Below are 13,759 nucleotides of genomic sequence, written 5' to 3'. Positions count from 1 at the left end.
CTCGCGCCGGTATCGGATGTTCTGCCGGCCGGGCCTGCAGACTTTTTGTCCCTGGCTTGCTGACATTTTTGTCCCTGATCCCTTTTTATCTCCGCGGAGTCATCGTAAATTAGAGAATGGTGAGAGGATGCTGTACAGGAAGTTCCCCCAGGTTAATCACGAGATATCTATCCTCGGTTTCGGGTGCATGCGGTTACCTCCTGAAGAGGGTCAGCAGGCTGGAGGAAAGATCGATGTGCCAAAGGCAACCGCCCTGATCCGCACCGCCATCGACGGCGGGGTCAATTATATCGATACGGCTTACCCGTACCACAACGGGGAAAGCGAGGTGGTTGTCGGGAAGGCGCTTGGCGACGGGTACCGCGACAGGGTTTTTCTCGCCACCAAGCTCCCGAGCTGGCTTGTCACCAGCCGGGAGGACATGGGCCGGTACCTGGATGAACAGCTTGCAAAGCTCGCAACGGATCATATCGATTTCTATCTCCTCCACGGGCTGGGTGGCGAAACATGGGAGAACCTTTCCAAACTCGGCGTACTTGAATTCCTTGACAGTGCCCGGGCCGACGGCCGGATCCGGTACCCTGCGTTCTCTTTCCACGACCAGTTCCCGGTCTTTAAGGAGATCGTCGATGCCTATGAGTGGACCTTTGCCCAGATCCAGTACAATTACATGGACGAAGAGTACCAGGCTGGCACGCAGGGGCTCAGGTATGCAGCGGAACAGGGCCTTGGCATCGTTGTCATGGAACCGCTCCGGGGCGGTCTCCTCTCGGGAGACGTCCCCGCAATCCACGAGCATATCCAGAGCGCCCCGGTCCGGCGCACTCCGTCGGAATGGGGACTTCGCTGGGTCTGGAACCACCCGGAAGTCACGGTCGTGCTCTCCGGTATGAATGCAATAGAGCAGGTTAAAGAGAACCTTGCCAGTGCAGAGCAGGGCAGGGCGAATTCTCTCTCACCCGGAGAACTTGCCGTTGTTGAAACAATGCGGGAGACGTTTGCCTCCCGGGTGAAGATCCCGTGCACCGGCTGCCGCTACTGCATGCCGTGCCCAAACGGCGTTGATATTCCCTCATGCTTCATGTATTACAACCAGGCGTACACCTACGAGGCAAAGGAGAAAGCAGCGGGCGTATACCTCTGGGCCCTCGACGGTTCGTTTTCCGGGGGAATTCCGGGGTTTGCCTCCTGTTGTGTCCTGTGCGGGGAGTGCGAGGACAAATGTCCGCAGCATCTTCCCATCCGGGAATATTTACAGGATGTTGGGGATTTATTCGGGAAATGAAAAAACTGAGGTATTACTATGCCGGTAATTACGATTGATCTTTGGGCGGTAAGCCCTGAAACAAAAGCAGAACTGATCGAGAAACTGACTAAAACCGCGTCGGAGATCACGAAACTTCCGCCACCCGCATTTTTTGTGTATATCCGGGAGTACCCGACTGATGCTATCGGTGTTGGGGGAGTCCCGCTCTCCCAGCAGAAATTACCTCCGGGTGCGCCTCCCAAATAGATTCCCTTGTTCCGATCGCACTTGAGAAGGGGTTACCCTGCCATGATGGGGGGTAGGGGAACACCCTTGCTGAGGAGGGGGGTGGCCCCCCCAATCGAACACTGCCCGGAATACCCTGGCACACATTGTCCCGAAATAAGATGGAACAGGGCCGTAATTTCAGTATCCCGGGAAGTTAACCGGGTTTTATTCAACCAGCATCTTTTTTACTCCACTTTTCGTCAGGTTAAAATATGCCCCCATCAACTCACAATAATGAAGGATTTTTCCGGTTGTATCCTTGTTCTGGTTATTGTAGCACTCCTGATTCTTTCTGCCGGCTGTACGGCTGCTACGGGTACGGCCCCGGTATCTCCCGCACCGTCTCCGGCCACGGGCCAGTCATTTTCCGGTACCGGGGTGAATCCCCAGAATGAAACAGAGCTCCACGAGTTCGTTACCGGTTTTGATACCTACGCGGAGCAGGCACGGCAGGACTGGAATGTCCCGGGCATGGCAGTCGCGATTGTAAAGGATGGCAAGATCGTCTTTGCCAAAGGGTATGGTGTGAAGACCGCCGGGGGTTCCGATCCGGTCACTACCGGCACCGTCTTTGAGATAGGTTCCACATCCAAAGCGTTTACCGCCACACTCGCTGCCATGGAAGTGGACAGCGGCCGGATGAACTGGAACGATCCGGTGATCCGTTACGTTCCGGACTTCCGGATGAAAGACCCGTGGGTGACCAAAGAGTACACGATCACCGACTCGCTTGCCCAGAGAAGCGGCCTTGAAGGTTACTGGGGAACTGACCTTCCGATAGTCGGGTACTCCCGGAGCGACATGATTCATGCCCTCCGCTATGCCGAACCAATTACCAGCTTCCGTTCGGCATTCTCGTACCAGAACCTGGCATTTCTGGTGACCGCAGCAGCGATAGAAAAGACGAGCCAGAAGAGCTGGGAGGAGAACCTCCAGACCCGGATCTTTGCACCCCTCTCCATGACCAGCGCTACCACCGGGTATGATGCATTCAGGGCCGCACCCAATCATGTGTCCCTCCACACAACCGGTGTCCTGCCCGGCAACAGGACCGGGCCGGTTCCCACGGATCCCGACTGGTTGTTCAATGATTTTACCGACAGCATGGGACCGGCCGGCGGTATCAATGCCAACGTGAAGGATATGGCCACCTGGGCGATATTCAACCTGGGGAACGGGTCGTATGCGGGTAAGCAACTCATCAGCCCGGAGAGCATGGCCCACCTGCACAGCCCGAAGACTCCGGTTGGGGATGCGATGAGTACGTCGAAGATGTACTACACGCAGGGCTGGATGTACCAGGAAGTGGCCGGGTCGCCGTCCATTGTCTGGCACAACGGTGAGACGGGAGGTAACCATGCCATGGTGCTCCTTGTCCCGGGCAAGGACGTTGGGATCGTGGTTCTTGGCAATGTAGCTGATGCGGGCCTTCCCGATGCGCTTGCCTTTGCGTTCTACAACCGGTATTTCGGCCGGGAGGGACCGGATGCCAGTGCTGAATCCTTAAAAACGTACCAGGAGACCAGTGCCGGGCTCCTTGCCCCAAAGCCGGTCCGGCCGGCAACCCCAACCCAGCCCCTTGCCCTTTCAGAATACACCGGGCCCTACACGAATGATGTCTATGGTACGGCAATGATTGCAGAAGTGAACGGGAACCTGAGCCTCACGTACGGAAAGAGAGCGGTGATCTACAATCTGTCCCCCTGGGATGCAAATACCTTCACTGCCACGTGCCCGCAATGGGGTCCGGACTTTGAGGGGAATGTTATCTTCGGCACCGGAGCGGATGGCACGGTCCGCGAGCTGAATACGACGCTCGTCTTTGCTAATGGCAATACCGCGATATTTAACCGGGCGTAACAAGAAGGAAGAGGGGGTTTCCCCTCTCAATTTTCAGAATGGAGGATGGTACCCTGTCCCGGACGAGACAGGAGAACTGCAATTACCGCCGTATTTTATGAACGGGGAATTTCTCTCGTCTTTCGCGATACCTTTTTAAAACTCCATTTTAGTTCTGTTAAATTACTATGTTCGCTGGCGGGTGGAGTGCGGCCTGTTGCAGGGCGATATCCACAGCATAATACCAAGCGAACGCGATGATAGCGCCGAGGATTGTGAGTCCAATCATGAAGATTACGAGATTTTTTAGGAACCGGTTTTAAAAAAAAATAATTGCCAATCACAACCCTTCTGCGGGCAGCTTCGGGAGCCGGTTTCGGAAATGCCAGAAGACGAGAGCTAGGACAACGTAAACGATCGCAACAAACCACCCGAATTCGCCCAGCATCTCGGATCCGGCCGGTGTCGTGACCGTGAGGGCGGGATAAAAGGCCTGGATGAAATAGTTCCATAACCCGTGGAAGAGGATCGCTACCCAGACACTTCCCGAAGCGAGGCGGAGCCAGGCAAGGATGACCCCGGCGCCCATGACCGAAGGGATGAAAACAGCAAGCGAATACCAGACGGGTCCTGTGCCATGGTAGGTACCAAAGAGGATCATCGGGATGTGCCACGAGGTCCAGACGGCTGCGGAGATCAGCGCAATGGTTGTGAATCCGGAGAACCGGCCCAGTTCGGGGACGAGGAAGCCCCGCCAGCCGAACTCCTCCCCGGCAGCAGCAAAAATGTTGAACACTATGGCGTACATGAACGCGGGGATGAATGAGAGCGAGAAGACAACAAGGGCATTATCGGAATTGAACGATGCGATACCGGTGATCCACGCAAAACCGAACATGACAAGTCCGACCGTGATGGGGATGAGGATTCCCATGGCAAGCCAGACCGGTTTTCCAAGCCGTATACCAAAGCCCTTCAGGTTCCGCTGGAACCAGAGCCGGGTGATGACTGCGGCGAGCGTCGGGCACCACATAAGCCCGAGTGTGTATGCCATCATGATGCCCCGGTTGTCTGCTATGAGCGGTGTCATCGAAGTCAGGTACCAGAATACCGATGAGAACGCAAATGCGAGGATAACGAACGTCAGGACAGTGACCCGGGGGTTGGCCGGAGCGGCCGGTGAGCCGCAGGTCACGGTTGGGGCTGGAGTTTCCATAAACAAATTCCCCGACCGAAAAGAGATAAGGGTTTCCATTTACCTGTGCAGCATTATCATCACAGAGCGGGGGGAGGGCATCTCACGCACAGGGGAGACGACATCACGAATGGGCGGGACACGGCGGGTTTGCCGGGTGAGCGAGGCGTTCATCGTGAGGGGGATCTGCCGCGGAATAAAAAAAAGGTGAAAACCTGCTGGTTTTTATCGTACCTTTCCGTTAATCAAAACACATGGGTTGGCAGGGAATGTTCGTCGGGGCCAGGTTTGCCGCAGCCTGCTGGAGGGGGAGATCTACAGCGAAATACCATGCAAGTGCGATGACTGTGCCGAGGATTGCAAGCGCTATTATGAAATGCACGAGTTTTTTCATAGCATCGGATGGCTGATCATTGGTCATATCAAATTATTTTGTTGATGAACAATAATAATTATCGCGATGGGTCAAAAGGGGGGATTTTCCAGATTCCCACCGTTTAAATATCCCTTGCTCCCAACAAGATAATATTGATTAATTCATCAGGATGGTTACAACGATGCCAGGATCCCCTCATTCACCCCTCGCCCGGCTCGTGCTTTTCATGATCTGCTTATCAGTTGCCGGGACATGTATTGCCGGGGTCCATTATTACGCAGTCGACCTCCCGCAGCAGCAGAACCTGCAGGCACCGGCCAACACCCTGATGACCTGCAGCCAGTACTGCGATGCCCAGTACTATCCCTGTATTCCCTATTGCAAGAAAAGCAGCGATATCAACTCCTGCCGGAATGATTGCCTGACGGAGTATAATGCCTGTTTAGCTTCCTGTTAGAAAAATCCTTTTTTTTACATACGATCATTCTTTACCGGTTCGTCTATTCCCCCGTGCAATTGCGGATGGAAACTTTTCCCCGGTTTTTACCAGCTGCCATCCCGGATCATTCCAGCAGGATTAATTACAAAAAAATGGTAAAATATCGAGATCATCATTATGAGAAAATTACTGGTTCTTATCTTCGCCGGCATCATCTGCGCAATGCTTCTCGCTGCAGGCTGCACAAGCTCACCTGCTACCACACCGGCAACACAGTCTGCCACGACTACCACTGCGCCCGCAGTCACAACCGCTGCACCTGCATCATGGAACGGCACCTGGAACACAAACTACAGTTCCCCGGGCTCCAGCGACGTCATTGAGATGCTCACGCTCACCCAGACCGGTTCATCCGTCACCGGATCGTATGGCCACGGCAACGGTACCATCATAGCAATTGTGCAGGACGGCAAAATTACCGGCACCTGGAACGAGACCGATGACACGGGAGTATATGCCGGGTTCTTCGTATTCGAAAAAGCCGACGATGACAAATCATTCAAAGGTCTTTGGGTAGACACTGCTGATGGAAAAGATGCCCTGAAGAACACCACCCAGTACTGGAATGGTGTCCGGGTATAAGCATACAGGATTTTTTAATGGATTACCTTTCCTGTGGGGATCAAAGCCCCGGATGAAGGTAAGATCCTTTTTTTTGAGTGCCTCCCAACAGATCCCATTTTGCGCTCTGTTTCACTCATCCGGTAACAATTTTATGCCGCATTCGAAAAAAAACCAGGTCCCTTTTTTTGGAATAGGTTCATTCAGCCCCGAAAGGGTGAATCTCCCGGAAAACTGAACCCGTAAATATACTTCTTTAGCACTCTTTGCGAGGCGGAAAACCCGGGCGGGATGTTTGATTCCGTGAAGTATTGTATCCGCATTTTTTATTAAGAACAGGTTTTCCACGTTTTGGTCGTGAATATTTGCGTACAATTCAAGAAACCGGGCAGCTCAGTACTCTGCATGAGCCGGTTGGAAAACGACGGATTAAGGATCATTGCCCTCTACGAGAGAAGGAAAGTGCAGGAGATGCCGGATCCTGAAACGGTACTGTATCACGATCAATCGCTGCGGGTTGATGGCCAGGGGCTGATACCGAGAGCAGGCCCGAATTACTGTGTGCAGATCACCCTAAAGGACGATCCCAAAGACTACCGGTTTCCGGTTCCCGCTGAATTCAACAAAAGGGGATATTTTGTTATTAAGGCTCCAGAACTACCGGTTTCTATCCCCTACGATGCTGACGTTAAAATATCGATCATTGAGACAGACCGGAAAGGTGAAAAGATCCTTACCCAATCCCCGCTCAGGTACCGGACCATCTGACGGGCTGATAAATATCCTGTAACCCCACAAAAAATAAAAAAAATTTACCCATGTGGCAAATCCTGCAATTTATCCAAACCATTTTATCCGCAGATAATAATTGTCACTGTATGAAAACGGTCCATATTATCGGAATTCTTGGTATTACCCTGGTACTAATCTTATGCGCAGGGTGCACCAGCTCGTCGCAGAATACAAATCCACAATCTGCGATAACAACTACGGTATCAACCCCGGTAGCGACCATCCCGACTCCCGTACCCACCGCTACACCCTATCCCGGAACGCTTGCCCTTAATCAGCCGGTAACCATTGGAAAGGCAGACCAGACCGGCATATTAACCGTGTACAATGCAAAAATCCTGCCGAATTACAGCTGGACAGATCCCACGTTCAACAGCGCCCGCGCTCAGCAGAAAGCCGGTGATACCCTTCTCACCACACAGTACGGGTACAACACCCAGGATCCTGCAGAAGGCAATGTATTCCTGTTCGTGTACCCCCGGCTCACCAATACCGGGACAACCAGCCTTGGTGCCCTGTCCACCGGCCAGTTCGTCGTGAACTATGAAGGAAAAGATTATTCATCCCATCCCATCAGCGATCCGCATTTCACCTTCGCAAACGGTCTTGGTTCGCCTTATAATTACGATTCCGAGAATGGAGGCGTGATCGGATTTGTCGTGCCGGGTAGCGCTAATGCCGCATCCGGGTTCCTCATTTATGAAGTCCCGGCCTCCTTCGATATCAGGAAGGCAGCCGTTGTGGTCACGCTCGACGCGGAGAACAAGGCCGCATGGGCACTTGGGTAAATCGTAAAAATTAGTACATAATTTTTTTTAATATTTTTTCTCTGCAGTAAACCCCATAATCACTGATCTGAAGAGTGCCAAAAACATTACACCAGATCCAGCAGGAGGGACGGGAGGGGATCCCCCGGGGGTTTTCAGTACCTGCCGCAACCGGCCAGGCAGATAGCGTACAACGCATCGCACTCCGGCTGGCCGGGGATAAAGGCGATGCAGTGCATCGACTGGCAGGTCTGCTGGCACTGCCCCGGGATGTCAGCCGGCCCGCCGTTCTGCGGGGCCTGCATATGCTGCTGCGGGAGGTCGACGACGTACCAGTGCACCCCGGCAGTGGCGTGCCGGGACGTTGCAGCCCTCCCTTACCGACACTCGTTCACGCAGGTCTGGAAGTAATCGCTGGTATCTGCATTCTCATCGCACCAGTCGTAGCACATCAACCATGCAATTTTTGAAAAGAATTCAGATCGCTGTAAGGGGTATTTGGCACTACATTCGGCCTGACAAAATTGAACCAGATGCGTCGAGTCACATAAATTCTCGCAATAACCGTTCGAAGGCGGCAGCAAAGCGATCCGCTGCTGTGGCAGGTCCACGGCGAAATAGTGCGCACCGGCAACGAGCGTCCCGGCAAGGGACAGGCAGATCATAAACAATACGAGCCGGGCAAGCGGTGACATTTCGGGAAGGGACATTTTTGAGTGCTCTCCTGTGGAACTCTTGTTGTCCAGAGGTGAGACGGGGGCCTATATAAGCGGATGGGATCTGCATGGACACGGGGTCAGCAGTTTTTGGATGGAGGGGCCGGAGGATCAGCCCTTCGGGAGATGTGAAGGGGGGGAGGGGGTGGTACCCTGTCTTGGACAAGAGGGGGGACCCATGTTGAGGGAAATTGAGGGGCCATTCTTTTTCGGATAATTTACGGGTTGGTCATTAACTCGCATGGGTTCCCGCCACGGGAACGTCCCTCCGGAAGCCCTTCCCGGATTGTTCAGTTATGAATCCTTCCGGGCTAGCCGGGCCCCGAGATCGTACGCTCTCTTACAGTCAAGCGGGAACTGCTCCTTATGCCGCGTCTTCTTTTCTTCCGGATCGAACCGGGGGGCAACGTACTTCGAGTAGTCATCGAATTGCAGCGTATCGGTGACAAAGAAGGACTCGCACGACCCGAAGATCCGCTCCATTGCCATCTCGGTACCTTTTGCATTCCGGTCAAAGCCCATCTCCTTTACCATATCATCCGATGCCCCGGCCGTGTAAATGAAGGCTGTCCGGATCTTTTTGCCAAAGAGCGAGGACCGCTCCGCATCGTAAACAGAGAACTGGAACATCAGCCGCTCAAGGAAACAGCGCGTGACACCCGTCGTGATTCCATAGTAGATGGGCGAGCCTATCAGGATTGCATCGACTTTTCCTATTTTTTCAAAGATGGGTTTAAGATCGTCATTTACCGCACAGTGCCCGTAGTTCTTCCCGCCGGCACGCTTGCAGGAAAAACAGCTGATGCAGCCTTTGAAGTCAAGATCGTACAGGTTGTACAGTTTTGTCTTTGCGCCCTGGGACTCGGCACCTTCCAGGGCATGCTCAAGGAGTTGCGCAGTGTTCCATTTTTTCCGGGGGCTCCCGTTGAATGCAAGAAGTTTCATAGCTGTTCGTTGGGCGGTTGCGGATAAAAAAGATTGAGGCGGGGAGTGGGTACCCCTTTTGCCCGGGATAGGGAGGTAGGGGTACCCCCTCTCAAATTTCAGTGGGGGGGAGGGGGTGGTACCCTGTCCCGGGCAAGAGGGGGGGTAGGGTACGCAGGGGACCCCTCCTCATTTTTTGGAGAGGGGGAGGGGGTCCCCCCCACTCATTGGCAGGAGAGGGGGTATCCCACCCTCGTACTTTGGAGGGGGTACCACCCCCCTGTAGATTAGGGTGGATGGGGGGTGGGCTGCTCTTCTTATTTTATGTTCTATGATCTGTACGAAAGAATTGTTGGTGTGGGGGAATACTAAGGAGGGTTTCCCCGCCTCGGGGTCCCTTTGGAGGACGGCGGGGCTGGGAGGGTTTATTATTAGTCATTGAAACCGCCGCGGGGGCGTCCCTTCGGGGGCGGCGGGGTTCATCTTAGCAAAAAATAAGGGCGCCCCGCGGCGAACAGTTCTAATCATACTTCCGGAACAGCGCCGGGTTCTGCCGGCGGATCCACCAGCGCCGGAACAGCAGGACGAAACCTCCCAGCACTACAACCCCAGTTCCGATAATGCAAAGGGTCTTAAACAGGAAACCGGGTACTGGTTCCGGGACGGGTACTGCGGTAGTCTGGGTGGTTACCGGTACGCTCCCGGCTGGCAGGGTAGTTACTGCAGGTTGCGGGGAGACTGCCGGCACGGTAATGCCAAGTGTTGTCACCTGATTACGTACGGAAGTATTTCCCAAAAGACCGGCCTGCCCGGTTATGGCAAAACGGGAGAAACCGGGACTTGTCGCCGTGTAATAAAACTGGCCATTGGCCGTCCGGACCTGGGTTGTGGGGAGTGCCTGCCAGCCGGTCCCGGCACTGTGGTACAGGACGATATCCTGCGGGGCAAGATGGTGCTCATCCAGCCACAACTGCGGGACGACAAAGGAGATGAGGGCCTCAGTTATCGTGGTGAACCGGGCCGGTGAGATATCAACATAGGTGTAGACCGCCCCGGGAGGCACCGGCATACCGGTACCGGGTCCGCTCTCTTCGGTGGCTGTTACGATAATATCCCTGATCCCGGTGCCGGTAACCATAACACCGGTTATGGGGGTAGTACCGATCTGCCCGACATTTACCGGAATGGTTGACAGGGGAACCTGTGCTGAGGAGGTTGATTGTGCCACGGGTGCTGACGGGGGCATGTCGCCGTCCCCGCCATAATTTACCGGTGCGGGAGTCGGGGTCGGGGTTGGAGTTACGGTAAAGGTGAACTGGTCAGCAGCTCCTGTCACGGAGGTACCCCCTCCAGTCGTAACCGTAATGTCAACGGTACCGGCAGCACCGGCTGGTGAAATCGCCGTGATCTGCGTTGCACTGTTCACGGTATAGGACGCGGCACTGGTGGCACCGAATTTCACTGAAGTGGCTCCGTTAAACCCAGTCCCGGTAACCGTAACTGACGTACCTCCAGCAGTTGTTCCGGACGTCGGGGAGATGCCGGTAACTGTCGGCGGTATGACAAAAATATATGCCTCACCCCTTTTTATCCCTCCTCCCGCTGCCTGATATGCACCGACAATTGCCGTGTCATTGGAAATGGCAACAAACCAACCGAAACCGGCATTATCCGCTCCATCGGAAGCGGAGAGGATCTGTTCTTGCCCCCAGTTGTTGGTTCCCCCCGTGTCCTTCCGGAAGGTATATGCCTGACCCCTTTGGCTCCCACCTCCCGCTGCCTGATATGCACCGACAATTGCCGTGTCATTGGAAATGGCAACTAACCAACCGAACTGGGCATTATCCGCTCCATCGGAAGCGGTGAGAATCTTTACTTCTCCCCAGTTGTTGGTCCCATCTTTGTCCTTCCGGAATGTGTATGCCTCACCCCGTTGGGTTCCACCTCCCGCTGCCTGATTTGCACTGACAATTGCCGTGTCATTGGAAATGCCAACTGAATATCCGAACTGGGCATTATCCGCTCCATCAGAGGCGGTGAGAACCTTTACTTCTCCCCAGTTGTTGGTCCCATCTTTGTCCTTCTGGAAGATGTATGCCTCACCTCTTTGGGTTCCTCCTCCCGGTGCAGTATGTGCACCGACAATTGCGGTATCATTGGAAATGGCAACTGAAGTACCTAAATCGGCAAAATCCACTGCATCGGAGGCGGTGAGAACCTTTACTTGTCCCCAGTTGTTGGTCCCATCTTTGTCCTTCTGGTAGATGTAGGCCTCACCCCGGTTTGTTCCCCCTCCCGGAGCATTATTTGCACCGACAATTGCCGTATCGTTGGAAATGGCAACTGAAATACCGAATAAGGCATTATCTGTTCCATCGGAGGCGGTGAGAACCTTTACTTGTCCCCAGTTGTTGGTCCCATCTTTGTCCTTCTGGTAGATGTATGCCTCACCCCTTTTGGTTCCTCCTCCCGGCGCAACGACTGCACCGACAATTGCCGTGTCGTTGGAAATGGCAACTGACCAACCGAACTGGGCATTATCCGTTCCATCGGAGGCGGTGAGAATCTTTACTTGTCCCCAGTTGTTGGTTCCTCCTTTGTCCTTCTGGAAGATGTATGCCTCACCCCTTTGGGTCCCACCTCCCGCTGCCTGATATGCACCGACAATCGCCGTGTCGTTGGAAATGGCAACTCCATTACCGAATAAGGCATTATCCGTTCCATCGGATGCGGTGAGGATCTTTATTTGAGACCATGTCGGGTCGATAGTCACCGGATACACCGCGTTCCGGTCGTCAACCTGCCAGACAAGACGGGTGCCGGTGAGGATCATTATTGCCGGGAGAGTTCTGCCGGTTGCATCGTGTGCAGTCAGCCCTGCATACTTAATGACCGGGCCGTTCCGGGCCGAGAAGACCAGGGTCTGGCCCTCAAGAGCTGGCGTGAGTGTTCCGGAAAGGTCGAATGTTACCTGTACATTTCCCGTCCCGTCAGGGGAGTTCGCGAGTGTCATGCCCTGTTCGATACCGGTATTGCTGTTGAGGTACCATTCAGTGGCAGGGCCCCGGTCGATCTCAAGCCGTGTCCCGTCAGCATGAATGATTCCGGCGGGTGTAGTCAGGGTGCATTCGTCCCGGCAGATGCCGGCGAACTGCATGCCGGCAGTGCCGTTGTCACTGGTAATCCTGATGCCACCGGCATCCGTTGTCTGGAACGCCATGTGCTGGTCGTAATTTACCGCAGTCCATGCGCCGCTTTGTTCATTGTACCGGAATTCAGAGAGCGATGCCTGGATCTGCTTCTTAAGCGTTACCATCGCGTCATGTGTGATCCCGTTCAGGGATTTTTCCCGTTCCCGGGTAACCAGAGTGAATGAAAGATTACCAGATAGCGAAGACCTCATCTGAGCGGCAACGGCAGCGAAGTTCGTACCAGCGTTTGGTATGGAAACACTGGTCGTATTGACCCCGATGGCTGGCGTGATGGTGGTTATCGTGGGAGTTGCTGCACCGGCAGTGCCGACAAGCAGCAGGCAGGCAATCAGGAGTATTCCCGGTATTATTCGCAGACCGTTCATCGTCATTCCATTCTTCCTGTAAGATTGATCATTATCAGCAGATCCCGAGATCGTTGTGAAGTTCCGACACACGCCGGAAAGTAATCAGAAACCCTGAATAGGGGATGTTGTGAATAGCATCGACAGTGTTGAGGATAAATGTTGTTAAACAAAAGGGGAATTTTTATGATGGCAGTTCGGAAAATTTCCCAACAGGCTCTCCGTACCGGTTCTCCCGATGTGATTGAGGGTAATCGCGGGTGGCTGCTGCTGAGGGAGGGGGGACCCTGTCCCGGGAAAGAGGGGGGGTAGGGTACCCAGGGGACCCCCTCTTAAATTTCAGTGGGGGGGAGGGGGTGGTAACCTGTCTTGCGCAAGAGGGGGGGTAGGGTACGCAGGGGACCCCCCCTCATTTTTTGGAGAGGGGGAGGGGGTCCCCCCCACTCATTGGCAGGAGAGGGGGTATCCCACCCTCCGGACAACCGCTTACGAAAAACCCTCTCCGGCGTGACTCCATGCGAAGCGGTGGAGGGGCATGTGCGCCCGGAGGGGGGGAGGTACCCTGTCTTGCGCGAGACAGGGGGGAGGGGATCCCCCCCTCGCTTTTTGGAGAGGGGGTGGGTATACCCCCCCTCATTTTTTGGATAGGGGGGTAGGGTACCCCCTCTCGTACTTTTGAGTGGGGGGGTCCCCCCCTTGCTGAAGCGGACCTGTGCCCGGGTTTTCAGACGGGGGTCCACTCGCAGCGGGGGTTTTGTGGATGCGGAAAAGGGGGGGGGTACCCTGTCTTGCGCAAGACAGGGGGGGAGGGGGTCCCCCCCTCGGGTTTTGGAGATGGGGTGGGTATCCCCCCCTCGTACGTTTGAGTGGGGGGAACCCCCCTCAGGGTGCTGGGGATTAGAATAGATGGGGGTTAGCTTAGTTCTTCTTAGTATATCATCTGTACAAAAAAATCGGTGGGATGGTTGTGCACTATATACTAAGGAGGGTTCCCCGCCTC

16 protein-coding genes are annotated in these 13,759 nt (G+C 54.5%); 8 read left to right on the top strand and 8 right to left on the bottom strand.

Annotated elements, in window-relative coordinates; genetic code table 11:
* The first annotated feature begins 127 nt into the window (after positions 1 to 127).
* The 3 genes from CVV30_03760 to CVV30_03750 are packed head-to-tail and all read left to right on the top strand — an operon-like array spanning position 128 to position 3,394.
* The gene (locus tag CVV30_03760; protein PKL70957.1) at positions 128 to 1,285 is read left to right on the top strand and encodes an aldo/keto reductase; all 1,158 of its coding nucleotides are present in this window, start codon (positions 128 to 130) and stop codon (positions 1,283 to 1,285) included.
* A gap of 18 nt (positions 1,286 to 1,303) precedes the next feature.
* Entirely contained in the window at positions 1,304 to 1,513 is a 210-nt protein-coding gene (locus tag CVV30_03755) for a 4-oxalocrotonate tautomerase (protein PKL70480.1), read from the top strand.
* 42 nt (positions 1,514 to 1,555) lie between these two features.
* Positions 1,556 to 3,394, top strand: coding sequence for a hypothetical protein (locus CVV30_03750; GenBank protein PKL70479.1), 1,839 nt, complete (start codon positions 1,556 to 1,558; stop codon positions 3,392 to 3,394).
* A 319-nt stretch (positions 3,395 to 3,713) separates the two neighbouring features.
* Here CVV30_03750 and CVV30_03745 read toward each other — a convergent pair whose 3' ends face one another.
* Complete coding sequence (locus tag CVV30_03745) at positions 3,714 to 4,589, bottom strand: CPBP family intramembrane metalloprotease (GenBank protein ID PKL70956.1); 876 nt, start codon at positions 4,587 to 4,589, stop codon at positions 3,714 to 3,716.
* 220 nt (positions 4,590 to 4,809) lie between these two features.
* On the bottom strand, positions 4,810 to 4,989 hold the full coding sequence (locus tag CVV30_03740; GenBank protein ID PKL70478.1) for a hypothetical protein: 180 nt from the start codon (positions 4,987 to 4,989) through the stop codon (positions 4,810 to 4,812).
* Between the two features lie 136 nt (positions 4,990 to 5,125).
* Between CVV30_03740 and CVV30_03735 the strand changes: the two genes are divergently transcribed.
* Positions 5,126 to 5,401, top strand: a complete 276-nt coding sequence (locus CVV30_03735; GenBank protein PKL70477.1) for a hypothetical protein — start codon at positions 5,126 to 5,128, stop codon at positions 5,399 to 5,401.
* Between the two features lie 86 nt (positions 5,402 to 5,487).
* Here CVV30_03735 and CVV30_03730 read toward each other — a convergent pair whose 3' ends face one another.
* The gene (locus CVV30_03730) at positions 5,488 to 5,730 is read right to left on the bottom strand and encodes a hypothetical protein (GenBank protein ID PKL70476.1); all 243 of its coding nucleotides are present in this window, start codon (positions 5,728 to 5,730) and stop codon (positions 5,488 to 5,490) included.
* 37 nt (positions 5,731 to 5,767) lie between these two features.
* Between CVV30_03730 and CVV30_03725 the strand changes: the two genes are divergently transcribed.
* Positions 5,768 to 6,025, top strand: coding sequence for a hypothetical protein (locus CVV30_03725; protein PKL70475.1), 258 nt, complete (start codon positions 5,768 to 5,770; stop codon positions 6,023 to 6,025).
* A gap of 111 nt (positions 6,026 to 6,136) precedes the next feature.
* Here the strand turns inward: CVV30_03725 and CVV30_03720 are convergent, their stop codons facing one another.
* Positions 6,137 to 6,352 (bottom strand): hypothetical protein, encoded by a 216-nt coding sequence (locus CVV30_03720; GenBank protein PKL70474.1) that lies wholly within the window; start codon positions 6,350 to 6,352, stop codon positions 6,137 to 6,139.
* A gap of 57 nt (positions 6,353 to 6,409) precedes the next feature.
* Here CVV30_03720 and CVV30_03715 point away from each other — a divergent pair, with 57 nt between their 5' ends.
* Positions 6,410 to 6,772: a hypothetical protein gene (locus tag CVV30_03715; GenBank protein ID PKL70473.1), complete on the top strand. Its 363-nt coding sequence runs from the start codon at positions 6,410 to 6,412 to the stop codon at positions 6,770 to 6,772.
* 110 nt (positions 6,773 to 6,882) lie between these two features.
* The gene (locus tag CVV30_03710) at positions 6,883 to 7,584 is read left to right on the top strand and encodes a hypothetical protein (GenBank protein ID PKL70472.1); all 702 of its coding nucleotides are present in this window, start codon (positions 6,883 to 6,885) and stop codon (positions 7,582 to 7,584) included.
* 134 nt (positions 7,585 to 7,718) lie between these two features.
* Here CVV30_03710 and CVV30_03705 read toward each other — a convergent pair whose 3' ends face one another.
* Both CVV30_03705 and CVV30_03700 read right to left on the bottom strand, forming a co-directional pair.
* Entirely contained in the window at positions 7,719 to 7,904 is a 186-nt protein-coding gene (locus tag CVV30_03705; GenBank protein PKL70471.1) for a hypothetical protein, read from the bottom strand.
* A gap of 36 nt (positions 7,905 to 7,940) precedes the next feature.
* Positions 7,941 to 8,273 (bottom strand): hypothetical protein, encoded by a 333-nt coding sequence (locus CVV30_03700; GenBank protein PKL70470.1) that lies wholly within the window; start codon positions 8,271 to 8,273, stop codon positions 7,941 to 7,943.
* A 16-nt stretch (positions 8,274 to 8,289) separates the two neighbouring features.
* Here CVV30_03700 and CVV30_03695 point away from each other — a divergent pair, with 16 nt between their 5' ends.
* Positions 8,290 to 8,496: a hypothetical protein gene (locus CVV30_03695; protein ID PKL70469.1), complete on the top strand. Its 207-nt coding sequence runs from the start codon at positions 8,290 to 8,292 to the stop codon at positions 8,494 to 8,496.
* A gap of 77 nt (positions 8,497 to 8,573) precedes the next feature.
* On the opposite strand, the gene CVV30_03690 is transcribed toward CVV30_03695, so the two are convergent.
* A complete protein-coding gene (locus CVV30_03690; protein PKL70468.1) occupies positions 8,574 to 9,224 on the bottom strand; it encodes a flavodoxin in 651 nt (216 codons plus the stop codon).
* A 499-nt stretch (positions 9,225 to 9,723) separates the two neighbouring features.
* Complete coding sequence (locus CVV30_03685) at positions 9,724 to 12,786, bottom strand: hypothetical protein (protein PKL70467.1); 3,063 nt, start codon at positions 12,784 to 12,786, stop codon at positions 9,724 to 9,726.
* Between the last annotated feature and the right edge of the window lie 973 nt (positions 12,787 to 13,759).

The organism is Methanomicrobiales archaeon HGW-Methanomicrobiales-1 (assembly GCA_002839675.1).
Taxonomy (GTDB): Archaea; Halobacteriota; Methanomicrobia; order Methanomicrobiales; family Methanospirillaceae; genus Methanoregula.
The sequence above is the reverse complement of the archived record's forward strand: the minus strand, read 5'-3'. Positions and strand labels throughout refer to the sequence as shown.

What these genes read in the sequence shown, in the direction of transcription:
- CVV30_03760 (PKL70957.1), top strand. Translation starts at nt 128, where the DNA reads ATGCTGTACAGGAAGTTCCCCCAGGTTAATCACGAGATATCTATCCTC.
- CVV30_03755 (PKL70480.1), top strand. Translation starts at nt 1,304, where the DNA reads ATGCCGGTAATTACGATTGATCTTTGGGCGGTAAGCCCTGAAACAAAA.
- CVV30_03750 (PKL70479.1), top strand. Translation starts at nt 1,556, where the DNA reads ATGATGGGGGGTAGGGGAACACCCTTGCTGAGGAGGGGGGTGGCCCCC.
- CVV30_03745 (PKL70956.1), bottom strand. Translation starts at nt 4,589, where the DNA reads ATGGAAACTCCAGCCCCAACCGTGACCTGCGGCTCACCGGCCGCTCCG.
- CVV30_03740 (PKL70478.1), bottom strand. Translation starts at nt 4,989, where the DNA reads ATGACCAATGATCAGCCATCCGATGCTATGAAAAAACTCGTGCATTTC.
- CVV30_03735 (PKL70477.1), top strand. Translation starts at nt 5,126, where the DNA reads ATGCCAGGATCCCCTCATTCACCCCTCGCCCGGCTCGTGCTTTTCATG.
- CVV30_03725 (PKL70475.1), top strand. Translation starts at nt 5,768, where the DNA reads ATGCTCACGCTCACCCAGACCGGTTCATCCGTCACCGGATCGTATGGC.
- CVV30_03715 (PKL70473.1), top strand. Translation starts at nt 6,410, where the DNA reads ATGAGCCGGTTGGAAAACGACGGATTAAGGATCATTGCCCTCTACGAG.
- CVV30_03710 (PKL70472.1), top strand. Translation starts at nt 6,883, where the DNA reads ATGAAAACGGTCCATATTATCGGAATTCTTGGTATTACCCTGGTACTA.
- CVV30_03700 (PKL70470.1), bottom strand. Translation starts at nt 8,273, where the DNA reads ATGTCCCTTCCCGAAATGTCACCGCTTGCCCGGCTCGTATTGTTTATG.
- CVV30_03690 (PKL70468.1), bottom strand. Translation starts at nt 9,224, where the DNA reads ATGAAACTTCTTGCATTCAACGGGAGCCCCCGGAAAAAATGGAACACT.
- CVV30_03685 (PKL70467.1), bottom strand. Translation starts at nt 12,786, where the DNA reads ATGACGATGAACGGTCTGCGAATAATACCGGGAATACTCCTGATTGCC.